The organism is Gluconobacter roseus NBRC 3990 (assembly GCF_006538885.1).
GTDB classification, from domain to species: domain Bacteria; phylum Pseudomonadota; class Alphaproteobacteria; order Acetobacterales; family Acetobacteraceae; genus Gluconobacter; species Gluconobacter roseus.
Map to the genome: position 1 here is coordinate 99,416 of NZ_BJLY01000003.1, position 20,920 is coordinate 120,335.

At 58.2% G+C, this 20,920-nt stretch carries 22 protein-coding genes, 2 tRNA genes and 1 pseudogene; 12 read left to right on the top strand and 13 right to left on the bottom strand.

The features are described 5' to 3' along the window. Positions 1-109 precede the first annotated feature (109 nt). A tRNA-Lys gene (locus GRO01_RS07965) sits at positions 110-185 on the top strand. A gap of 110 nt (positions 186-295) precedes the next feature. Here the strand turns inward: GRO01_RS07965 and GRO01_RS07970 are convergent. Continuing rightward, a complete protein-coding gene (locus GRO01_RS07970; protein WP_062510752.1) occupies positions 296-982 on the bottom strand; it encodes a histidine phosphatase family protein in 687 nt (228 codons plus the stop codon). Then, the gene (locus GRO01_RS07975; RefSeq protein WP_062510754.1) at positions 979-3,027 is read right to left on the bottom strand and encodes a hypothetical protein; all 2,049 of its coding nucleotides are present in this window, start codon (positions 3,025-3,027) and stop codon (positions 979-981) included. Before GRO01_RS07975 ends, GRO01_RS07970 begins: the two co-directional genes overlap by 4 nt. A 207-nt stretch (positions 3,028-3,234) precedes the next feature. Here GRO01_RS07975 and rfbB point away from each other — a divergent pair, with 207 nt between their 5' ends. The 6 genes and pseudogenes from rfbB to GRO01_RS08005 all read left to right on the top strand — a co-directional run. Then, on the top strand, positions 3,235-4,290 hold the full coding sequence (rfbB, locus tag GRO01_RS07980; RefSeq protein ID WP_062510756.1) for a dTDP-glucose 4,6-dehydratase: 1,056 nt from the start codon (positions 3,235-3,237) through the stop codon (positions 4,288-4,290). A 20-nt stretch (positions 4,291-4,310) separates the two neighbouring features. After that, a complete protein-coding gene (gene rfbA / locus GRO01_RS07985; RefSeq protein ID WP_062511413.1) occupies positions 4,311-5,177 on the top strand; it encodes a glucose-1-phosphate thymidylyltransferase RfbA in 867 nt (288 codons plus the stop codon). Positions 5,178-5,267: 90 nt separating this feature from the next. After that, positions 5,268-5,831, top strand: coding sequence for a dTDP-4-dehydrorhamnose 3,5-epimerase (rfbC, locus tag GRO01_RS07990; protein WP_062510758.1), 564 nt, complete (start codon positions 5,268-5,270; stop codon positions 5,829-5,831). Positions 5,832-5,833: 2 nt separating this feature from the next. Continuing rightward, positions 5,834-6,733 carry a dTDP-4-dehydrorhamnose reductase gene (gene rfbD / locus GRO01_RS07995; RefSeq protein WP_062510759.1) on the top strand — a complete coding sequence of 300 codons (900 nt, stop codon included), beginning with the start codon at positions 5,834-5,836 and terminating at the stop codon, positions 6,731-6,733. 112 nt (positions 6,734-6,845) lie between these two features. Next, the gene (locus GRO01_RS08000; RefSeq protein WP_062510760.1) at positions 6,846-7,799 is read left to right on the top strand and encodes a glycosyltransferase; all 954 of its coding nucleotides are present in this window, start codon (positions 6,846-6,848) and stop codon (positions 7,797-7,799) included. A 46-nt stretch (positions 7,800-7,845) separates the two neighbouring features. Then, positions 7,846-8,321 (top strand): annotated as a pseudogene (locus tag GRO01_RS08005) (IS5 family transposase); the annotation flags it as partial. Between the two features lie 9 nt (positions 8,322-8,330). Here GRO01_RS08005 and GRO01_RS08010 read toward each other — a convergent pair. From GRO01_RS08010 to GRO01_RS08020, 3 genes are all read right to left on the bottom strand, one after another. Next, entirely contained in the window at positions 8,331-10,016 is a 1,686-nt protein-coding gene (locus GRO01_RS08010) for a hypothetical protein (protein WP_141306943.1), read from the bottom strand. A gap of 175 nt (positions 10,017-10,191) precedes the next feature. Next, entirely contained in the window at positions 10,192-10,632 is a 441-nt protein-coding gene (locus GRO01_RS08015) for an HIT family protein (RefSeq protein ID WP_062510767.1), read from the bottom strand. Between the two features lie 34 nt (positions 10,633-10,666). Continuing rightward, on the bottom strand, positions 10,667-12,151 hold the full coding sequence (locus GRO01_RS08020) for a sugar porter family MFS transporter (protein WP_062510769.1): 1,485 nt from the start codon (positions 12,149-12,151) through the stop codon (positions 10,667-10,669). A gap of 118 nt (positions 12,152-12,269) precedes the next feature. On the opposite strand from GRO01_RS08020, the gene GRO01_RS13740 reads away from it, so the two are divergent. After that, positions 12,270-12,398, top strand: a complete 129-nt coding sequence (locus GRO01_RS13740; protein ID WP_264787969.1) for a hypothetical protein — start codon at positions 12,270-12,272, stop codon at positions 12,396-12,398. On the opposite strand, the gene GRO01_RS08025 is transcribed toward GRO01_RS13740, so the two are convergent. From GRO01_RS08025 to GRO01_RS08040, 4 genes are all read right to left on the bottom strand, one after another. Then, positions 12,385-13,191: a metal ABC transporter permease gene (locus tag GRO01_RS08025; protein ID WP_062510772.1), complete on the bottom strand. Its 807-nt coding sequence runs from the start codon at positions 13,189-13,191 to the stop codon at positions 12,385-12,387. The genes GRO01_RS13740 and GRO01_RS08025 overlap by 14 nt on opposite strands. Then, entirely contained in the window at positions 13,178-13,867 is a 690-nt protein-coding gene (locus GRO01_RS08030) for an ATP-binding cassette domain-containing protein (RefSeq protein WP_062510774.1), read from the bottom strand. The genes GRO01_RS08025 and GRO01_RS08030 overlap by 14 nt, the downstream gene beginning before the upstream one ends. Next, positions 13,854-14,741, bottom strand: coding sequence for a metal ABC transporter solute-binding protein, Zn/Mn family (locus tag GRO01_RS08035; RefSeq protein ID WP_231490402.1), 888 nt, complete (start codon positions 14,739-14,741; stop codon positions 13,854-13,856). Before GRO01_RS08035 ends, GRO01_RS08030 begins: the two co-directional genes overlap by 14 nt. Before the next feature lie 72 nt (positions 14,742-14,813). Then, positions 14,814-15,221 (bottom strand): lytic transglycosylase domain-containing protein, encoded by a 408-nt coding sequence (locus GRO01_RS08040; RefSeq protein ID WP_062510776.1) that lies wholly within the window; start codon positions 15,219-15,221, stop codon positions 14,814-14,816. A 101-nt stretch (positions 15,222-15,322) separates the two neighbouring features. Between GRO01_RS08040 and GRO01_RS08045 the strand changes: the two genes are divergently transcribed. Then, entirely contained in the window at positions 15,323-15,805 is a 483-nt protein-coding gene (locus GRO01_RS08045) for a YbaK/EbsC family protein (protein ID WP_062511417.1), read from the top strand. Here the strand turns inward: GRO01_RS08045 and galE are convergent. The 4 genes from galE to GRO01_RS08065 form a co-directional block, all read right to left on the bottom strand. Beyond that, complete coding sequence (gene galE / locus GRO01_RS08050; protein ID WP_062510779.1) at positions 15,802-16,791, bottom strand: UDP-glucose 4-epimerase GalE; 990 nt, start codon at positions 16,789-16,791, stop codon at positions 15,802-15,804. The two genes, GRO01_RS08045 and galE, sit on opposite strands and share 4 nt — an antisense overlap. An 80-nt stretch (positions 16,792-16,871) precedes the next feature. After that, positions 16,872-17,309, bottom strand: coding sequence for a DUF2501 domain-containing protein (locus tag GRO01_RS08055; RefSeq protein ID WP_231490404.1), 438 nt, complete (start codon positions 17,307-17,309; stop codon positions 16,872-16,874). Positions 17,310-17,494: 185 nt separating this feature from the next. Then, positions 17,495-17,570: transfer RNA gene (locus tag GRO01_RS08060), tRNA-Ala, on the bottom strand. A 90-nt stretch (positions 17,571-17,660) separates the two neighbouring features. After that, positions 17,661-18,272 carry a Maf family protein gene (locus GRO01_RS08065; protein ID WP_062510781.1) on the bottom strand — a complete coding sequence of 204 codons (612 nt, stop codon included), beginning with the start codon at positions 18,270-18,272 and terminating at the stop codon, positions 17,661-17,663. A gap of 353 nt (positions 18,273-18,625) precedes the next feature. Here GRO01_RS08065 and hemE point away from each other — a divergent pair, with 353 nt between their 5' ends. From hemE to hemJ, 3 genes are read left to right on the top strand one after another with little or no spacing between them, the layout of a single operon-like run. Further along, positions 18,626-19,687 (top strand): uroporphyrinogen decarboxylase, encoded by a 1,062-nt coding sequence (hemE, locus tag GRO01_RS08070; RefSeq protein ID WP_062510783.1) that lies wholly within the window; start codon positions 18,626-18,628, stop codon positions 19,685-19,687. Beyond that, positions 19,684-20,388 carry an HAD family hydrolase gene (locus GRO01_RS08075; protein WP_062510785.1) on the top strand — a complete coding sequence of 235 codons (705 nt, stop codon included), beginning with the start codon at positions 19,684-19,686 and terminating at the stop codon, positions 20,386-20,388. Before hemE ends, GRO01_RS08075 begins: the two co-directional genes overlap by 4 nt. Further along, positions 20,385-20,831, top strand: coding sequence for a protoporphyrinogen oxidase HemJ (gene hemJ, locus GRO01_RS08080; RefSeq protein WP_062447662.1), 447 nt, complete (start codon positions 20,385-20,387; stop codon positions 20,829-20,831). The genes GRO01_RS08075 and hemJ overlap by 4 nt, the downstream gene beginning before the upstream one ends. Positions 20,832-20,920: the final 89 nt, after the last annotated feature.

Here is a 20,920-nt window from a genome sequence, read left to right on the forward strand (position 1 = left end):
TATAAGGATTTTCATCTTTTTAAGACCAAACTTGAAGAAAAGATGAAAAAAACCCTTGCAGACTGCGGCAAAATTTCGCTATAAGCCGCTCCACCGGTAGACGGGCCATGGGCACATAGCTCAGTTGGTAGAGCAGCTGACTCTTAATCAGCGGGTCCAAGGTTCGAGCCCTTGTGTGCCCACCATGCCCGTCTCCGGTTATTTCCCAAAAATTCCATAGTGATCTGACAAAGCCCCTTCCGGGTCTTTTCGTGCTTCCGGACAGCCCCTGAAATCCAGAGACTGCCCTTGGCTTTCAGCCCCGGAAATCAGGCAGTTCGTTGACCGTCACGACACGCCACAGGCAGTCGATACGTTCCAGAATGGTGATGGACAGATTCTGGATCGAAAAGCGCAGCGCCGTATCGGGATGAACGCTCAGCGCATGTGCTAGAGCCGCGCGGATGGCGCCACCATGGCTGACGACAACCATATCCTGCCCTTCATGCGCATTCGCCAGATCCTCAAGCCCGTGCCCCACGCGCGCGCAGACATCCAGCATGCTCTCCCCGCCCGGCGGAAGCTCACACGCGGAAATGGACCAGAACGGATTGGGCGGAAGACGCAGCAGGGACATGAACTCCGAATGCGGCGTGCCATGCCACTCCCCGATCGACTGCTCGATGAAGCGCCCGTCAATCGTCACATCCTGCGAAAACGCACCGGCCTTGCGGATTTCAGCCGCAGTGTCCTGCGCCCGCTGAAGCGGCGAACTGTACCACAGCGCATCTTTCGGCAGACGCCGGGCCAGCGTGGCATAACCGCCCTGCTGGCTCGCCATCGCTTCACGGCATAGGGGCACATCGAGTGCGCCATACATCGTCTTGCGCGCACTGGCTTCCACGACCGCATGACGGATCAGCCAGAACCGGGTGACGCCCTTCGGCAGCTCCGGCGTATCGAGAAAATGCCCGTGCGGGACCGCTTTGTCTGTCTGGGTCATGACAACGGGGCGTAACGGGGGACAGGGTTCGCGTCCAGCAGAACATCCCAGTGCTTCAGGATCAGCTCCAGTTTTCCAAGCACCCGGCGCGCATCCATGCACTCACGCTGGAGCCGGCGCTCCTCGTCCAGCCCTTCATGCGACGGCTCACCCGACACAAGACGCGCGCCCGCACACAGGCGTAGCGCTCCGGCCGGACCTTCCACCAGCGGATGAGGCACCGGCACCGGCTGCCCCAGCACACAGAGCAGACTGCCCTCACCTTCCGTCACCCAGGGCGACAGATCAGCATTCAGCCAGCGATGCAGCCGCCGCGCATCTTCGAGCGCCAGCGGACGCCCGGGCGCATGGGGATCTTCAACCAGAAAGGACAGAATAGTCGGCACTGCATCCCAGCGACCGTCATCAAAAGGCGTGCCCATCGGTAGCATGGTCAGCGCCGGACGGGCCTTAACCATGGCCACGGCTTCCGTCATGAAGCGGGTCAGACGTCCACGAATAACAGGATCGGGCAGCGCAAACAGCGCATCCATTTCCGCCAGAGCCGCATACCAGCGCAGCGCCAAACCGATATTGTGACCGTTATTAAGCGCCGAAGCATCCGCGCCTTCCGGCCACTCATCCCGATTGCCATAGGCCCGCAGCCCTTTGGGGAGCGACAGGGACGGTAGGCGACTGCGGATTACGGGAGGAAGAAGAATGGCCCCGCAGAAAGGCGGCCCCGTGAAGAACTTTGAGCCGGTTATCATGACGATGATCCCCCGCTCCACCCATTCCGCCACACGCGACGGGCTCAGCCGCGCCTGACAGACATCAACAACAACGCTGAGCTGATCGCTCAGCTCCGTACACAATTCCCAGACCAGATCCATGTCCGGCGCTGCAAGTCCGGTCTTCGACTGGTCCAGCCGGTGCAGCAGAACATGCCGCCCCTCGGCCACTTCCCGCCGCACGAGTTCCGCACATTGCGCATTGATCTCAGCCACCGGCCGCGCCGTCCCGTCAGCCGCGCGAATATCCACACCGATCAGCCGCGTCTCGGACGAGAACCCTTCGATCACCTCGCCCTTGCCCACGAGCGTGGCACAGGCACTATCCGTTGCGAAATGCCGCCCGCAAGCTGCTAGCGGAACCCCGCTGCCCGTTTCATCGGGCGCCAGAAGAATGGACGTGACCGGCCGATCCGTTCCCGCTGCCACAAGCGCCAGAACCGCAAGTTCGCAATCCGTGCCAGATGCAGACAGCAGCACGGCATCTTCCGGCAGACCGAAATGCGCGCCGATTGCCTCGCGCGCCCGGCGCACGACACCTTCCTGCACCAGATCCGGGTCCTGCTTGGCCAGAAGCGCGCTCATCATGCCGCGCCGAGCGGCTTCCGCTCCCCCGAAACCACGCTCGGACAACGATGACGCCGTCGATGACCCAAAAGTGATTGCCCAAGGCCGCGGACGATGGGAGCTCGAATACCGGTTCAGCCCCGTATGCGGATCAACCGCCAACCGGGAATCCCCACCACCGCTCATCAGGCTCTCGGCAGGCGCCAGAACAGGCCACAGACGGGTCAGAACCTTCTGCAGACGTTCGGCTTCATGCTGCGTGAAAACAGGCAGATCCGGGAGGAACGCATTCAGCGTCTCCCAGCTCTGAAGAAGCGCGGATGCAGCTGGCACATCATCACTGAATACGGCAAGCCACGCCGGAAGCGGTGCCACATCGCCCGTATCAAGCGCATGAAACAGCGCAGCCACACGGGCTGCTGCAAAGCTGGCCAGGTACGGATTGGCACCCGGCTCCAGCAGCCGCATCAGCTCGATGGCATGTCGCAGATATGTTGGCGCAAGACGCGGCGCTTCAAGACACGGACCACCCAGAGTCAGCGTGGCCATCCGCAGACAGAAAGGTTTCCCCGGTTCCAGCGCTCCCGCGACCCGGAATGGCAGCGGCAGTGACACATCCAGAATGGGAACAAGCCCGTCCGCAATCACCCGAAGATCGGGCCGCTCCAGAACATCCGTCAGGGAGCGTGTCAAAGTATCAGCCAGCATATCTGCCTCTCCTGCCTCCGCACGACTGTGGGATTAGCCCATCAGTCCGGATAGCGCGAGAGGTGAAAGCACTTCCCGAGATCCACTCTATGGTGTCTTATGGTGTCATAAGAAATATATCGACGTTATTTGCGCTGTTTCAACAACGCTGTAAGATAAAGTTATTCTGCCAGGGTTCAGACCCTGATCTTAACCAATGAGGTTCAAATGCGGATTTTGCTGACAGGCGGTTGTGGTTTCATAGGATCAGCCGTTGTACGCCATCTGATCCGGAACACCGAGCATTCGGTTCTGAACGTTGACTGCATGACCTATGCAGCCTCGGAAGACACTGTCAGCGAGGTCGCAAACGACTCCCGGTATTCCCATGCCCGCGCGAACATCGTGAACGGCGTGGAAATGCAGCGCCTGTTCGAGGAATACCGCCCGGACGCCGTCATGCATCTTGCAGCAGAAAGCCATGTGGACCGCTCGATCGACGGCCCTGGCGTCTTCATCCAGACAAATGTCGTCGGCACGTATTCCCTGCTCGAAGCCGCCCGGAAATACTGGAACACGCTTGGAGATGCCGAAAAGAAAGCCTTCCGCTTCCATCACATTTCCACGGATGAGGTCTTCGGCCATCTTGAGCCGAACGACCCACCGTTTACCGAAACCACCCCTTACGACCCACGCAGCCCGTATTCGGCTTCCAAGGCCTCGTCCGACCATCTGGTCCGCGCCTGGTTCCACACCTACGGCCTGCCGACCTTCGTGACCAATACCACCAACAATTACGGCATCTGGCACTTCCCCGAGAAGCTGATCCCGCTGGTCACAATCAACGCCATCGAGGGCCGCGAGCTTCCCGTTTATGGCAAGGGCGAGAACGTCCGCGACTGGCTGTTCGTCGAAGACCATGCCGAAGCACTGGTCAAGGCCGTAGAAACTGGAAAGCCGGGCGAGACCTATGCCATCGGTGCCCGCCAGCCCCGCACCAATCTTGAAGTCGTCAAAAAGATCTGCGCCGTCCTTGACGAGCTTCAGCCCGATCCGGCTGGCCCGCACGAGCGCCTGATTCGCTTCGTGACCGACCGTCCCGGTCATGATTTCCGCTACGAAATCGATCCGTCCCACGCCGAGAAAGAACTCGACTGGAAAGCGGAACACGATTTCGAAAGCGGCATTCGCAAGACCGTTCAGTGGTATCTCGACAACCGCGCATGGTGGGAAGGCATCCGTTCCAAGCGCTACACCGGCCAGAGACTGGGAGCCAGCAAGTGAGCACCATCGAAACAAAGCCCATGAAGGGCATCATCCTCGCCGGCGGTTCGGGCACGCGCCTGTATCCGATGACGCTCGCAGCCTCCAAGCAGCTGCTGCCGGTCTATGATAAGCCGATGATCTACTATCCGCTTTCCACGCTGATGCTGGCGGGAATTCGGGACATCATGATCATCACAACCCCGCATGACATGCCCCAATTCCAGCGCCTGCTGGGCGATGGCTCGCAGTTCGGTGTCAAATTCGAATACCGCATCCAGCCGTCACCGGACGGTCTGGCACAGGCTTTCCTGATCGCCGAAGACTGGATTCAGGGCGCTCCGTGTGCCCTGGCACTGGGCGACAACCTGATCTTCTCCGAACATCTCGGTGTCCTTCTGCGTGCAGCGTCGAACCGGCCGCAGGGTGCCACGGTCTTCGCCTATCAGGTCCGCGATCCAGAGCGTTACGGCGTGGTCTCCTTCGATGAGAGCGGCAGGGCCCTGAAGGTCGAGGAAAAGCCGACCCATCCGGAATCCCACTGGGCCATCACTGGTCTGTATTTCTACGACAACCGCGTCGTGGACTTCGCCAAGAAGGTGCAGCCCAGCCCCCGTGGTGAGCTAGAAATCACCGACCTCAACCGCATGTATCTCGAAGAGGGCACCCTTCAGGTGGATCGCTTGGGCCGCGGCTGCGCCTGGCTTGATGCCGGGATGCCCGACAGCCTGATGCAGGCCGGAACCTTCGTGCAGACCATCCAGTCCCGTCAGGGCATGCTGGTCGGCTCCCCGGCCGAAGTCGCATTCCGCAACAAATTCATCACCGCCGACCAGCTTCGCGAACATGCGAAGAAAATGGGCAAGACCGAACTCGGCCGCCTGCTTCTGGAACTGGCTGACAGCTGATTTTTTCTACCACGGTTCCGGTTTTATGCCTCTCCCTGCAGCCGGAACCGTTTTTTTTCATAACATCTTTTCACAGCAGGAATTCAGAGCATGAAGGTCGAACGTCTTTCCATTCCAGAGGTCATTCTCGTCACGCCTCCCCGTTTTGGTGACAATCGCGGCTTCTTCTCCGAAACCTACAATGTGGAGCGCATGGGCGAAGCCGGTATCGACCTGCCCTTCGTTCAGGACAACCAGAGCCTGTCGCGCCAGAAAGGCGTTGTCCGTGGCCTGCACTGCCAGCTTGCCCCTTACGAACAGGGCAAGCTTGTCCGTGTCACCCGCGGCGCCATCTGGGACGTGGCCGTCGATGCCCGCACCGGCTCGCCGACTTACGGCAAGTGGTGCGCCGCCGAACTCTCCGCCAAAAACTGGTCCCAGCTCTGGATTCCGCCCGGCTTTCTGCATGGCTTTGTCACGCTCGAAGAGAACACCGAAGTGCAGTACAAATGCACCTCGCTCTACAGCAAGGTCTCCGAGCGTGCAGTCATCTGGAACTGCCCCGAACTGAAGATCGACTGGCCCGTTTCCGAAGCTGACGCTGTCCTGTCCGACAAGGATCTGGTCGCGCCGCATTTCTCGGAAGCCAAGGGCTGGTTCCAGTACGAAAAGTGAGCATGACGATGTCCAGCAGCACAGGCCCCATTCTCGTCACGGGCGGCAACGGCCAGCTCGCGACGTCCCTTCAGAACCTCGGCAACGAGCGGATCATCCGTGTCGGACGTCCGGAGTTCGATTTCGACCGCCCAGAAACCATTACCGCCACGGTCGAGAAATATAAGCCTTCCGTAGTTGTGAACGCGGCCGCCTGGACAGCCGTCGATCTGGCCGAGACGGAAAAGGACGGCGCCGAACGCGCCAACAATTCCGGCCCGGCAGCACTGGCCGCAGCCTGCGCCAAGGCAGACATCCCGTTCATCCATGTCTCGACGGATTACGTTTTCTCCGGTGACAAGGGCACGCCCTATACTGAAGAGGACGCCACCTCTCCCGAGACGGTCTATGGCAGCACCAAGGCCGAAGGCGAGCAGGCCGTCCTGACTGCCAACATCAAGAGCATCATCCTGCGCACATCTTGGGTCTATTCGGCCCACGGCAAGAACTTCGTGCGCACGATGATCAATGCGGGTGCCAAGAACCCCGTGCTCAAGGTCGTCGGCGACCAGAAAGGCAACCCGACCAGCTCGGACGATCTGGCCGAAGCCATTCTCGCCATCATCGCCCTGATCGAGCGCGATGGGTGGAAGCCGGAATACCGTGGCATTTTCCATGCCAGCGGAACCGGCGAGACCACATGGCACGGCCTTGCGGTCGCTGCACTGGAAGACGCCGCAAAGCATGGCCGGACCATGCCACAGGTCAACGCCATCCGCACCGAAGACTGGCCAACGCCTGCCAAACGTCCGCAGGACTCCCGGATGGATAATTCAAAGCTCCATCGTATTTTTGGCGTAAAGATGCCAGACTGGCGCCACAGCGTGACACGCATCGTTCACAAGCTGTTTTCCGAAGCCTGATCAGTCGGCTGCCCTTTCCTGGCGAGAGGGCGGCCACCTGTCATCATCTTTACCGTTGCGTCCGAATGATTCCCTTTTCCCCTCTTTCGGCCTTAAGACCAGGTGCCGAAACATGACACAGAAAAGGGCCGACTCTCCCCGCCAGATCGCCATTCTTCTGTCGCTCTATAATGGCGAGGCTTATCTGGATGGCCAGCTGGCCAGCATTCTGGCCCAGACTCATCCGGACTGGATCCTCTATTGGCGTGATGATGCTTCAAGTGATTCCTCACCTGAAAAAATGCGCGTCTTTGCCGCTGGCCCCGGACAGGGACGCTGCGTCGAGATCACCACCCGTCACGAACGGCTGGGCGTAGCCGGCTCTTATGCCCATTTGCTCGACGCCATCCCCGACACACCCTATGTCGCCTTCGCCGATCAGGATGACATCTGGGAACCACAGAAACTGGAATGGGCCATAGACGCCGTCAGCCGGCGCCCGGCTGAAAGGCCGACCCTGTATTGCGCCAGACAATATCTGACGAACGCGGATCTCACAGTCTGTCAGGAATCCGCTCCCCTGCGCCGCAGACCCGATTTCCCGGCCTCCCTGACGCAGAACATCGCAACGGGTCACACCGTTCTTCTGAACGCCGCAACACACAGACTGATGCGGAACAACCCGCCGCCGCCCTCAGTCCTGCATGACTGGTGGGCCTATCTCCTGACAGCCGCGATCGAAGGGGACATCATTTTCGACAATCGTTGCGTCAGTTACTACCGCCAGCACGCCCATAACACGGTCGGCGCAACCGGTTCCTTTATCAGACGTGCCTGGGCCGCCTGCCGCCGCGGCCCCAAAGTTTTCATGACGATTTTCCGCGCCAACGTAACACGTCTTCTGGAGCAACCAGAAAACCTGTCTCCACCGTCCTTGTGTCTCCTGCAGGATCTTGCTGCGGCGCAGAATTTTCCTGCCCGCCTGCGTATCCTCATCCGATACCCGTCTCTCAGACGCCAGCGCTTTTCCGAGACCATAGTCTTCCAACTCTGGTATCTGTTTGCAGACCAGCACCCGTTGGAATGAAACTGCCAACCGGATGACAATGAATGCTGATGGGGACGAGCATACCCCGTATCTCAAGGCGCACCGCACGGCTTCGAGCCTGCGGCTCAAAAAGGGGATCCAGGCCGCCTGATCGGTCGCACCAAAGGCGGTATGAATACCAAGCTCCATGCGATCACCGATCAGAACGGACGACCGCTGAGCTTTTTCATGACAGCGGGGCAGATCAGCGATTATACCGGTGCCGCTGCTTTGCTGGACAGTCTTCCTGCAGCACAATGGATGCTGGGAGATCGCGGGTATGACGCCGACTGGTTCAGGGACGCCCTGGAAGAGAAAGGGATAAAGCCCTGCATTCCAGGACGGAAATCCCGCGGAAAACCGGTCAAATACAATAAGAGAAAATATAAACGCCGCAACCGCATCGAAATCATGTTCGGAAGACTCAAGGACTGGCGGCGGGTCGCAACCCGCTACGACAGATGCCCGACCGTCTTCTTCTCAGCCATCTGCCTCGCCGCAACCGTCATCTTCTGGCTATGAATCCTGAGCCTAAGACTGTGGCACTATATTCATGAACCGTTCTGCTGTCTGACAAATAACCAGATCAGGCTTTTCTTTTTCTACAAGGGAAAAATCAACATCGGGCGACCAAACGCCATAGAAATTCTCAAAATAGTTCGAGAACCACCATCCGAGACATCCTTGGTCTAAACAATTCCCAAAAAACGAGTTTCCAAAAGCCAATACCTTTTTCTTAATTGGTGCTGATGGATTATTCCAGATCGAGTACTGACCTGTATGCTTCCCCGGAGCACCGTGGAAGGTTTCTACGTTGACCCTACTAGACATGAAGTCATCATTTTCAGTATCATAAAATTTATCGAAAATAAAATCCCCTAAAATTCGATCAGTTAAATCACCTTTGCAAATTATTTCCTTGTTGAATTCTCTATCTTTGGTAATAAAATTAAACACTGAGAATATTATATGAGAGAACACCTCGTAACTTCCAGTCGGCTGAAGGTGCGTATCTAGTTTTTTATATAATTTTTCTTTATTTTCTTGTGTCTTTTTAGAAAAAAGGTCAATTACAGATATGTAGAAATTTTCCCCTCTAAGCTTTTTTTCAAGATTAGACAAATTATTCGTTGGTGTTTCAATTTCAAATGGAAGAAGCTCAGGATAAACTGACATCTTTTCCGGAATTATTATCTGAACAAATTTTGCATTTAATGAAGATATTTTTTTATTTCTTGTTTTAATCAGGGAATACCAAGAGTTAGATGTCAGCGTTTCCTCGTTTTCCTTGCCATACTGCCTGATCAGATCGTTCGATCCCCCAGTCAAAAATGCCTGACCGTTTCTCCCCATCAACGCATCTCTGTACGTCGCCATAAACCCAACCGGGATTTCAACAGAAGTTGTCTCCATTACTTTGGAATGTTCATTCCTTTCAATGTGATTTCTTAAGGATGAAGATAAGATTCCAACACCAACATCCGGAACAATATCAAAAGAGGATGATTTTTCATCTTTTAAAATATATACTGATTTTTTTATTGATTCTCCAAGATTTTGTTTTAATGTTGCTAAATAGTTTCTATTTCTATTTTTATATTTTCCCATTTCTATATCATGAATATTCAAACCCAATTTATTAAAATCCTTTATTATTTTCAAATCTTTTATAATATTTAAGAATCCCAAATCTGATTCTATAATAAATTTTTCATCAAGATGAGTTGTTTTTATAATTTCTTTGCAAACCAACTTAACATTTTCATCAGCCGTATCTTCATCGAAATATACTTCGATTAATTCTTCCCACCCTGAATAGTGCAAACCGGATGTATCGACTGTGTCACTAGACGGAATGCATCTCAAATAAGTCCCTGTTTCCAGAAACTGTATTCCAATATTTTCCCTGAGATAGACCTCGTTTATGGAAACAACTTTCTGAAAACAGTTTGAAAAACTTTCAATTCCGATATCAGGATTGAAATTATCCAAGGAAAATAGAATTCCTAATGCAGGAAATTTTTCAAATTTGAGAAGTATTATTTTATGTAATGGATTTTCCGGATTTTTACTTTTTGATAGATTCCCATTTTGATTAGTAATGAATTCATTTTCAACTGATTTTATATAATATGCCATAATAACTTCCCCCGGAAGTGGAACACATTTTTTTATTAAGTAGATCAGATCTATGTATAAATCTACTCTATGGGCCATACTAGGATCGATAATCGTTGCCTGAACCTTGGGACAGAAATTTCATCATGTATAGCTACATGCGCATAAACGCGGTTTGTAACATTAATGATACCTCGTCTGAAGAACTCAAGCTGGTGATACACCGGCCATGCGCTACGACAGAGGCCTAACAAATCATCGGTCTTACAGCCCCCTATGCTCGAAACAGAAACCGCCGCATGGCTTCTATGAACGGCCCGTCCTGCTCCAGACTGAATGGTCGCGCAGCATCATAATCATAGACCGTTGCCGCCGGGCGTGTGGCCTTCTCCGGATCTTCGGAGGCATAGCGCGGGACAATGTGCGTGTGCAGGGATGGCGCCAGATTGCACCATGTCTCGTAATTGATCCGCACGGCATCGGTGACGGCCAGCAGCGCATCCCCGACTGCCGCCATATCCGCCAGATACTGCGCGCGGGCCTCACCCTGAAGATCATTGATTGTCGGCACGACCGGATCTGCCAGAAGCTGGCAGTATCCCGGCAGAGGCTGCGTCTGACCGATCACCAGCCAGCCCGATTTCATACGCCCGATAACAGAAGGGTTGCTGCCACATCGTGCGGCAGCAACCCTCTGAGCGATAACATCCGTCATGGTCAGTCCCCTTCTGCGTGAAGGGGAAAGCGTATCATGCAGCGGCTTCGGCGTCCTCGTCATCACTCTGCACGATCCGGGTATTTCCCGGCGTGGGACGGAAACGCTTCTCGATCAGCGCTTCCTCAATATCCTCCAGCGATGCACCAGCCGTTTCCGGCACGAAGAAGAACACGAAAATCACGGACGCCAGGTTCACGAACGCATAGAACCACATCGTCCAGCTCAGCCCGATGGCTTCGGCCATGCTCAGCGCCGTGCTGGTCACCAGCAGATCGGCCCCCCACAGCGTCGCGGCATGCAGCGACGTTGCCTGCCCGCGCATGGAGAGCGGGAACATCTCAGCCCCCAGCAGCCAGCCACAGACCTGAATACCGCCGGAATTGAACATCATGAACAGCAGCAGGAACGCAACAATCATGTAAGCGCCCACACTTCCCGGTGCCGGATGGCTCATGAACATCACGCCCAGCCCGACCAGCGACAGAGCCGCACCCGGCCCCATGATGAGCATCAGGCGCCGACGGCCAATCCGGTCCACGAACATGCAGCCCAGGAACGTCATAATGCAGTAGATCACGGCCACACCCAGCGACGCCAGAAGCGCCGACGACGTGCCAAAACCTGCATCATTCAGGAAGGTCGGGGTGTAGTAGATCATCATTTCCAGACCGCCGCACTGCGTGAAGAACGCAACGCCAAGAGCAGCCACAAGCGCCGGGCGGACCCAGGGCTGGAACAGACCGCGCCAGCCACGGTTCTTCGGCTCGATCCCTTCCGCATTCTCGCGGATGGTCTGGACCTCGCGGCGAATGGCCCGCTTGGTCGTCCGGATCCGGCCAAGCTGGATGATGGCACTTTTCATGCCTTCATTTTCAGCGGCCCAGCGTGGGCTCTTGGGCATGAAGAACATGGAGACGAACACAATGGCTGCCGGAATGGCGGCAATACCCACCATCGGGCGCCAGCCCCAGTTCACGCGCTCCGTAAAGCCAATGATGTTGGCGATCAGGATGCCCAGACCGATGGCCACGTTGAACATTGTGACCAGCGTGCCACGACGCTCCTGCGGCGCCAGCTCGGAAATATACATTGGCACGACCTGCGTCGAACCACCTACGGCCAGACCCAGCACGAAACGCGCACCGATCAGGCTCCAGACATCCGGTGACAATGAACAGGCCGTAGCACCGACCACGAACAGACCACTCACCATGCAGGTGGTGTTCCGGCGTCCGAATTTCTCCGACAGGCTGCCAGCCGCGAAGGCGCCGAAAATTGCACCCAGCAGAATGGCGGATGCAACCCATTCCTTCATGGTGGCATTGAGACCGAAATTATCGCCGATCAGCGGCAGCGTTCCGGAGATGATGCCCGTATCATAGCCATACAGGCCACCGCAGATCGCAGCGACAACTGCCGCCAGGATCAGCATCAGCTTTGCATTAGGGGAAACTTCGATGGACGCGGGATCAATCTGCTCCCGTCCGCTTTGGACTGTTTTCGTATCGTTTTCCATAGAAACATAACATATCACAAAACGAATGGTTTTTCAGGCCCGGCAGAAAACCCCCATAAATCCGCGCGAAATACGTTCAGGATTGACTATCCAGCCATAAGCCCGTCAGGATACGACCATGCAGACACCCGATACCACCAGAGACGTCCCGGTCATTGGCACAAAAGCGCTGATTATCATGCATGTAATGCTCGTCGCATTCATCCTGCTGATCCATTTCAAGCTGTCGGGCCTTACCGACTTCTGACCCGTCGCCACAGATCAGCCAGGGCATAGGACAGGGCAGCCCCAAGCCCGATCCAGAACGGGACAGGCGCGTCCGTCACCCAGGACAGCATCAGCCCGCCCCATGACAGTGCGAGCGCAAGCCCGACGGAGAGCGCGATCCCGGCCAGCGGCCCAAGCCCGAGTTTCAGTGCCGTCGCAGCCGGCCCGATCATCAGGCTGAACGCCAGAAGCGCGCCAGCCACTTCCGCACACGCCGCACAGGCCAGCGCCGCCACAGCCATAAACACGACCGAAACCAGACGTGCCGGCACACCCCGCGCCCGCGCCACTTCCGGCGCCAAACTGGCAAACAGCAGTCGGCGTCCCAGAAACGCCAGCAGCCCCAGACACAGCACCGCGACGCCACACAGCGCCTTAAGCGTCGGCATATCGATGCCCAGAACGTCGCCAAACAGCAGCGTAGTCGCCAGACTGGAGCCCCGGTTGCTCATATGCAGGAACCAGGCGCCAAGCCCCAGACTGGCCGCGAGCACAAGCCCGATCGTGCTGTCCCGCTGGGCCGGAATGCCGCGCTCCCCTTCCCGCTCGGCCCCTATGACAAATCCGGCCATCAGGCTGAACACCACCATTCCTGACAGCGGCGGAAAACCAAGCCACACCGCCCCGGCCGCACCGCTGAACCCGATATGCGACAGCGCATGGGCCGCAAACGCCTGACGCCGCAGCATCAGGAACCAGCCGACCGTCCCCGCCAGAACCGATACGACTGCCGCGCCCATGAAGGCATGGCGCATGAAATCAAACTCGAACATGCAGCCCCCCATCCGCAAGCTGCACGACCCGCGTGACGACACCCGACAGCGCCTCGGTTTCATGGGACGTCAGGACAATCCCGATCCCCAGACGGTCCGTCAGATCCTCCAGCAGACGCACTGTCTGCTCCTGCCCCGCATGATCAAGCGCCGCCAGAGGCTCATCCAGCAGCAGCAGATCCGGATTTCCCGCCAGAGCCTGCGCCAGACCCACCCGCTGCCGCTCTCCGCCGGAGAGCAGTCCCAGTGGACGATGCGCAAAGGCCGACGCCCCGGTCAGCGCCAGAAGCCGGTCCGCTTCCTCCCGACGTGGCCGCAGATGCAGCGGCAGTCCCCAGCGCAACCCGTCCACCGCCGCCCGGACATGACTGACCGCCGGAAGCAGCAGCGCCGCATCAGTCACACTCTGTGGCATGTAACCGATATGCTGCCGTGCCTGCGCCGGTGGCAGACCATGGGTCAGGATCTCGCCTTCCTGAAGCGGCACCAGCCCCAGCATCGCCCGCAGCAGCGTGGATTTCCCGGCTCCGTTCCGCCCGGACAGAAGCGTCATTCCCGAAAGCAGCACCGTCAGGGATGCATCCCGCAAGACGCAGGTCGATCCTGCCGTCAGCGTCACATCCCGGAGGACAAGGCCCCGCTCCGGCTGACAGCAGACCTTTTCAGTGTCCGCCATCACCCAGCGCCTGCCCGACCGTCTGAAGGATCCCGTAAACCCAGCCCTGCCAGGACTGACCAGGCGGCAGCGTCTCGCCAATCGCCACAATCGGCAGGCCGGCCGCATGCGCCCGATCCACCAGCCGGTCGATCTGCGGAGAATGAATGGCCGGATTGGTAATCAGCATCCGCACCTTCCGTCCATCGATCATGGTATCGACCTGCGCCACATCCCGTGGCGACGGCTCCGCATGGTTCATGATCGCCAGCGCAAAGTTTTCGTCCACGACATCCAGCCCCGCATCCCGAAGCAGCGTCTCGCCTACCGGCTCCACCGCCGCCACGGGCACGGTTGCATGTTGTGCCTTCATCGCGGCCAGACGGGCTTTCACACCGTCAAGTTCCTTCAGGAACGCCTCCAGCCGCCCAGTCACGGCGGAGGCCGAAATCCCCGGCTGATGCGACAGCATGTCGGCAAAGACATGCGCGACTTTTCCAACCGCCTCGGGATCGAGAAAGAGATGCGGATTATCGCCAGGCTGCCAGCCGGCAACACCCGCCACCACGATCTTTCCGGGCGCGGATGCCGCAAATGGCAGCGCCCAGTCGTCATAGGTCGCCCCGTTCACCACCGCGATCGTCGCCCCCGCCATGGCCCGCGCCATCGAAGGCGAAGGCGTCAGATCATGCGGATCAACGCCCGGTGTGGCGAGAAGCGCCTGCGTCTGCACATCCGCCCCGCCGATCTGCGCCGCCACATTACACCAGGCTGCTTCCGCACAGACCACGCGCACCGGGATTGGGGAAGGCTCGGCCTGAGCGACATCAGAAATGCCCAGAATACTGCCCAGACTCAGGCCAGCCAGCAGAAAAGCCGGGAAAGAACGCATCATTTTCCTCGGGGAAGGGATCTAAGGCTCAGGCGTTATAAAGTAACACATACAACCTGACCACCCTGCCCGGCTTTATCCCCGACGCAGATAAAGCGCATCGGCGGCCGCCACGACCTTACGCTGATAATCCAGATTAAGCGGCAGGGTCCGGGAATGATAATCTCCGATCGCCTTCATCAGATTCCCCCGCTCGTCATCCAGTGCCCTGCGCAGGATCATGGCCGCCGCCGCCACGTTGAAACACGGATCAAGCGCCAGTCGCGCCGCAACCTGCGACGCCGGCTGATGAAGCATGGAGGCAATCGGCAGGATCCAGCGCGAATTGATCTGCATAAGCCCGATATCGACCGACCCGTCCGTATTCGTGCTGACATGACCCATCACGCCGCCTTCGACCCGCTGGATCGCAGGTAGAATGCGCGGCGGCAGCCGGTAATGCAGGGCCGAAGCCAGCATGCAGGCCAGCACACTAGCAGCCATGGTTATGGGCGGAGCGCTGTTGGATCATGAGTCCGACCCTAGCATCAGCCGTCCCCGCCTGCCATCCTGAACACCTCGTGATGATGGCAAAGGACATGAGGATGAGTGTTCCGGATACTTCCGCAACCCTGACGCTGGATGCCCTCGGCATTTCCTATGAGCGCCATGTCTATGACTACGATCCCTCGGCCGGAAAACTCGGCGTAGCCGCTGCGGCCGCGCTGGGCCTGTCGCCGGATCATGTCCTCAAGACCCTGATGGTGCAGATCGACGGACGCCCCGCCTGTGTGGTGCTACCTGCGGACCGCGAACTCGATTTCGCCCGCGTGGCCCAGGCCTTTGGAGGCCGCAAAGCCAAGATGCTGTCCCGCCCCGACGCCGAACAGCGCACCGGCTATCGCATCGGCGGCGTCAGCCCCTTCGGCCAACGCAGCACTGTCCCGACCGCCTTCGAGCAGTGCGGTATGGATGGCCCACCCGTCGTCATCAATGGTGGAAGTCAGGGCTTCCTGATCGAACTCTCTCCCCAGGACGCCCTGACGGCCACGAACGGAATCGTGGCCGATCTGGTCAAGCCGCTTTAGGCCGCGCCATACCCGTTCGGATGGTCCACGCGCCAGCGCAGAGCCGTTTCGACGATATCATCCAGCTGGCTGAAACGTGGGTCCCACCCCGTTTCTCGGCGGATCTCCGTGGAATCCGCCACCAGAACAGCCGGATCGCCCCCACGCCGCGGTGCCCATTCCCAGGGCACTTTCCGGCCGCTGACGCGCTCGACGCTCTGGACAACTTCCAGATTGGTAAAGCCTAAGCCGTTGCCAAGATTATAGGTCACCGACCGCTCATCAAGCTGGCTCATGGCGCGGATATGCGCGTCCGCCAGATCGCTCACATGGATATAATCGCGCACACAGGTGCCATCGCGGGTCGGATAATCATTTCCGAACAGCTTCAGCCCGGCCCGGCGCCCCAGAGCCGCATCGATCGTCAATGGAATCAGATGCGTCTCCGGCCGGTGATCCTCGCCCAGACGTCCCTTCGCATCCGCACCCGCCGCATTGAAATAGCGCAGGCATGCGCTCTTCATACCGCAGATCCGGTCCGCCCAGACCAGCGCGCGCTCGATCAGGTATTTGCTCTCGCCATAAGGCGATCCCGGATCAACAGGCGCATCTGCCGCAATCAGCGGTGGCCGGTCATCCCCGCCAAACAGCGCTGCCGTCGAGGAAAAGACAAAGCGTTTTACGCCATGTCGCGTGCAGGCCTCGATCAAGTTCAGCGCCGTGATGTAATTGCGCCGCAGATAGAGAAAGGGCTGGCTCATACTCTCGCCGACAAGCGACAGCGCGGCAAAATGCAGAACCGCATCCCACTGCCCCGACGCCACCGCCCGGTCCGTTGCGTCCGCATCTGCCAGATCGACCTGCAGGAACTGCGCACCCTGCGGCACAGCCGCCCGATGGCCCGTGCTCAGATTGTCCAGAACGACAACGTCATGCCCGGCATCAACCAGAGCCTGTGCCAGATGACTTCCGACAAACCCGGCCCCACCCGTAACGAGATACTTCACTGATCCAACAGTCCTTTTTTCCGAAAGAGACTCTGGCCCGCCACGGCCGCGCCGCGACAGGCCGAAAATTTACGCTGAGATCAGAGCAGATTCTGCGCGCGGTTGAGGATCATGCTGCAGACCTTCTGCTTCATCTGCCCCTTGAGGCTCGACAGCGAGAGCGGATTGGTGCTTCCCGTCAGAAGCTGGCCCTGCTGGCCGGCCTTGTAATCACTGGAAGATGTCACGTCCTGCTTACCCGTCAGGCTGCTCAGAGCCGATGTCGCACCGCTGCCGCTCAGATAGTTGTTCTGCACACAGTAGCTCAGAACACCCGCCACATTGCCCGTGCTTGCGGAAGAAACATTCGGCAGCATGCTGCCCATCATGCCGGTGCCACCAGTCATGCCACTCATACCCGACATGCCGCTCATGGCATTGCCTGCACCGCCGACGCCAGGAATGGACTGGGCATGAGCCGAGGAAACAACGAGACCAGCTGCTGCAAGAACTGCAAATATACCGTGTGAATAACGCACTGTATTTCTCCTTCAGAGAACGTTCAGGGCAGCATCTGTCAGAAGTTGGAAACCGTCGCTGCCAAAGTCACGCTAAACATAGCTGGCCCGAAGGTCCACCCTGGTCCAGCCGCAGAACAGCACAACGCACCAACCCTGCAACAGAGCCTGAACGAAACATCTCGATCTTTTGGAGAAAGAGAAACTGGTGGAGCCAATCGGGATCGAACCGACGACCTCCTGAATGCCATTCAGGCGCTCTCCCAACTGAGCTATGGCCCCACATGTTTCAAGCGGCCCCTTTGGGACGGAGCCGGATGAGGGCGGTATATCGTCATGATTTCGCCCTGACAAGCCTGAAAAACAGATTTTTTAGGCCGCAAGGACCTTCAGTTCCCGCAGTTCCTCCAGGAGTGGCAACAGCGGCAGTCCCATCACGGCATCCTGCGCCCCCTCGACAACTGAAAAAAGCTGTATCCCAAGCCCTTCAAGCCGATACGCTCCCACACAGGACAGGATCGCCGCCCCTTCCCGCTCCAGATAGGCCTTCAGAAAGTCGTCGGAGAAATCCCGCATCGTCAGACGCGGCGACGCCAGATGCTCCCAGATTTTCTCGCCCCCCTTATAGAGAACGACAGCCGTGCGCAGGATATGCGTCCGCCCCCGCAGCCGGCGCAGATGCTCCGCTGCCTCGGCTACAGAGTCCGGCTTGGCAAACGCCATCCCGTCCAGATCGAGGATCTGGTCCGCTGCAACCGTCAGTTCATCAAAGCCTACATCCCGCGTCGCAAGGTTCGCTTTTGCATCCGCCAGAGCGATGGCCGTTTGGGACAGCGTGTGCCCCTGCTCTTCGCAGGATCGCCGCAACGCTTCCTCGTCGAGATCAACGGGGCGGGCCTGCACCGTAAGCCCCGCATTTTCGAGAAGCATCCGCCGGGCCGAAGAGCCGCTGGCAAGAATGAGGGAAGTACTGAAAGACATCATGAAGTACGACTCCGTACTATCGACTGTTGGAACAGGGACGAGTACTGCGGATCACCCGGTGAAGAGATTGCGTCAGTACTGGGGTACATGGGGATAGTACCTGCCCTTGCGAAAGGAGTACCGAGTACCGTGGATTGTACGGTACACCAGCCGGAACTGGGGGTTGTACACAGGCTCTCTGTGGGCAATTCGGGATTGAATCAACGACTCCCTTGCAGACTGCGGCTTCCGGAGTTGTACACAGTGTGAGTAAGACGGGGTACATTTTCAGAAAGCCGGGTACCCCGGTATCCACAGGGATCATCTTAACCTCCAGCATTTCTTTCTTTTTTCTTTTATGATTAGTGGGCGGCATGATTTCGGAAAACGCACCTTCCTCACCCTCGTCGAAACCGCTTCTGCGGGCCCTCCGTGGTGAAGCCGTCTGGCCCCCTCCGGTGTGGCTCATGCGTCAGGCAGGCCGCTATCTCCCGGAATTCCGCGCCATGCGTGATAAGGCCGACTTCCTGACCCGGTGCATGACCCCGGACATGGCCACCGAGCTGACGATCCAGCCGATCCGCCGCTACGGCATGGACGGAGCCATCCTGTTTTCCGACATCCTGATCCTGCCCTGGGCCATGGGTCAGTCCCTTGAATTTATTGACGGACGCGGTCCCGTGCTCGGCGCCATCCGCTCCGAAGCCGACCTCGCCAGACTGGACCCGAAACGCGTACAGGATGCCGTCGCACCGGTGCGTGAGACCTTGTCCCGCCTCACAAAAGAGCTTCCGGACGTCACGACACTTCTGGGCTTCGCTGGCAGTCCGTTTACGGTGTCCTGCTACATGGTCGAGGGCGGCGGATCGCGGGATTTCGCCGAAACCCGCCGCATGATGCAGACCAATCCGGCCCTGTTCGATCGCCTGATCGACACCCTGACTTCGAGTACTGCCGAGATGCTCTGCGGCCAGATCGAAGCCGGTGCGGAAGCCGTGATGCTGTTCGATTCCTGGGCCGGAATCCTGCCGCCCTCCGCTTTCCGCCGCTACGTGATCGAGCCGACGCGCCAGATCGTCGATTACATCCGCGCCCGTCACCCCAAGACCCCGATCATCGGTTTCCCGCGCCTTGGCGGCATCATGGTCCGCGAATATGCGCAGAAAACCGGCATCAACACGCTCGCCCTCGACACCGTCGCCGACCCGGCCCAGATCTCCGAACTGGTTTCCAAGGTCACGCCAGGCCTGACGCTTCAGGGCAATATGGATCCGATGATCCTGTTCTCCGGCGGTGAGAAAATGATCCGCGAAGCCCAAGCCATTCGTGACGCGATGCGCGGAAAACCGCATGTTTTCAACCTTGGCCACGGTGTCATGCAGCACACGCCCCCCGAGAATGTGGCGGCCCTCGTTGAAGCGGTACGCTCGGTATGACAACCGCCCTAGACCCGGCCGGCCAGCTGAAACTGGTCATTTTCGACTGCGACGGCGTTCTCGTGGACAGCGAAGGCCCGTCCTGCCAGGCCACGGCGGAATTTGCCCGCTCCAAGGGGCTGTCCATTTCGGACGATGAGGCGCATAAGCGTTTCGCAGGCATGGCCCTGCCGCAGGTTGTGACGGAACTCGAGCATGAACTCGGGCATTCCCTGCCGGAAGAAACGGCATTCAAACTGCGCGAAAATCTCGTACAGATAATGCAAAAAAGCGCAGAACCTGTAAGCGGAGCGCTCGAAATGCTGGCAGGCGTGCGGGCTTTGGGAATGCCGGTTCGTGTTGGCTCGAATTCTTCCGTCCGCGAGATGGAAGCCAAGTTCGAGCGTACCGGAATGTCGCAGTATTTCCCCGAAAACCGCGTCCATTCCGCCAATGACATGGGCTGCCCCAAACCCGCTCCGGACGTCTATCTGTACGCCGCAAAGGCCGAGGGCGTCCTGCCAGAAAATTGTGTCGTCATCGAAGACAGTAATACTGGAGCAGAGGCTGCCTGGAAGGCCGGCATGGCCTGTGTGCTTCTTCGCCCCGAGGATGCGCCCCTGCCCCCGTTCTGGCCCGTCGAAGGCTCCGTCCGCATCACGCATCTGGACGAGCTGGTACCCCTGCTGCGCCGGACGCTGGAAAGCCAGAAACACGCATGACCGACTTTCTCGCGACCTATCAGAGCTGGATCCTGTCCCTGCATATCATGGCGTTCATCGCCTGGATGGCCGGGACGTTCTATCTGCCGCGCCTGTATGTCTATCACTGCCAGGTGGTACCGGGTTCGGCCGAGAGCGAGCGGTTCAAGGTCATGGAGCGCAAGCTCCTGCGCCAGATCATGACCCCGGCCATGATCGTGACCTTCCTCGCTGGCGGCGCACTGGCTTCCATTCCTGGTCTGATCGACTGGAATGCCGGCTGGTGGTGGACGAAGCTGATCTGCGTTCTGGGGCTCGCCGGATTTCATGGTGCCTGCGGGGCCTGGCGTCGCGCCTTCGCCGAAGACCGCAACCAGCACCCGGAAAAATTCTACCGGATCGCCAACGAGGTCCCCACGATCCTGATGATGGTCATCGTCATCATGATCATCGTCCGCCCCTGATAAGCAGCCGGATAAAAGTTTTTGGGTGTCGCCTTTTTTTAAAAAGGTGACGTTCTTTGAAGCTTTTTGGAAAAAGCTTCACCAAAAAC

Bases quoted from the DNA above. Each gene is read 5' to 3' on its own strand.
- GRO01_RS07970 (WP_062510752.1), bottom strand. From the start codon at position 982: ATGACCCAGACAGACAAAGCGGTCCCGCACGGGCATTTTCTCGATACG.
- GRO01_RS07975 (WP_062510754.1), bottom strand. From the start codon at position 3,027: ATGCTGGCTGATACTTTGACACGCTCCCTGACGGATGTTCTGGAGCGG.
- rfbB (WP_062510756.1), top strand. From the start codon at position 3,235: ATGCGGATTTTGCTGACAGGCGGTTGTGGTTTCATAGGATCAGCCGTT.
- rfbA (WP_062511413.1), top strand. From the start codon at position 4,311: ATGAAGGGCATCATCCTCGCCGGCGGTTCGGGCACGCGCCTGTATCCG.
- rfbC (WP_062510758.1), top strand. From the start codon at position 5,268: ATGAAGGTCGAACGTCTTTCCATTCCAGAGGTCATTCTCGTCACGCCT.
- rfbD (WP_062510759.1), top strand. From the start codon at position 5,834: ATGACGATGTCCAGCAGCACAGGCCCCATTCTCGTCACGGGCGGCAAC.
- GRO01_RS08000 (WP_062510760.1), top strand. From the start codon at position 6,846: ATGACACAGAAAAGGGCCGACTCTCCCCGCCAGATCGCCATTCTTCTG.
- GRO01_RS08010 (WP_141306943.1), bottom strand. From the start codon at position 10,016: ATGGCCCATAGAGTAGATTTATACATAGATCTGATCTACTTAATAAAA.
- GRO01_RS08015 (WP_062510767.1), bottom strand. From the start codon at position 10,632: ATGACGGATGTTATCGCTCAGAGGGTTGCTGCCGCACGATGTGGCAGC.
- GRO01_RS08020 (WP_062510769.1), bottom strand. From the start codon at position 12,151: ATGGAAAACGATACGAAAACAGTCCAAAGCGGACGGGAGCAGATTGAT.
- GRO01_RS13740 (WP_264787969.1), top strand. From the start codon at position 12,270: ATGCAGACACCCGATACCACCAGAGACGTCCCGGTCATTGGCACAAAA.
- GRO01_RS08025 (WP_062510772.1), bottom strand. From the start codon at position 13,191: ATGTTCGAGTTTGATTTCATGCGCCATGCCTTCATGGGCGCGGCAGTC.
- GRO01_RS08030 (WP_062510774.1), bottom strand. From the start codon at position 13,867: ATGGCGGACACTGAAAAGGTCTGCTGTCAGCCGGAGCGGGGCCTTGTC.
- GRO01_RS08035 (WP_231490402.1), bottom strand. From the start codon at position 14,741: ATGATGCGTTCTTTCCCGGCTTTTCTGCTGGCTGGCCTGAGTCTGGGC.
- GRO01_RS08040 (WP_062510776.1), bottom strand. From the start codon at position 15,221: ATGGCTGCTAGTGTGCTGGCCTGCATGCTGGCTTCGGCCCTGCATTAC.
- GRO01_RS08045 (WP_062511417.1), top strand. From the start codon at position 15,323: ATGAGTGTTCCGGATACTTCCGCAACCCTGACGCTGGATGCCCTCGGC.
- GRO01_RS08065 (WP_062510781.1), bottom strand. From the start codon at position 18,272: ATGATGTCTTTCAGTACTTCCCTCATTCTTGCCAGCGGCTCTTCGGCC.
- hemE (WP_062510783.1), top strand. From the start codon at position 18,626: ATGATTTCGGAAAACGCACCTTCCTCACCCTCGTCGAAACCGCTTCTG.
- GRO01_RS08075 (WP_062510785.1), top strand. From the start codon at position 19,684: ATGACAACCGCCCTAGACCCGGCCGGCCAGCTGAAACTGGTCATTTTC.
- hemJ (WP_062447662.1), top strand. From the start codon at position 20,385: ATGACCGACTTTCTCGCGACCTATCAGAGCTGGATCCTGTCCCTGCAT.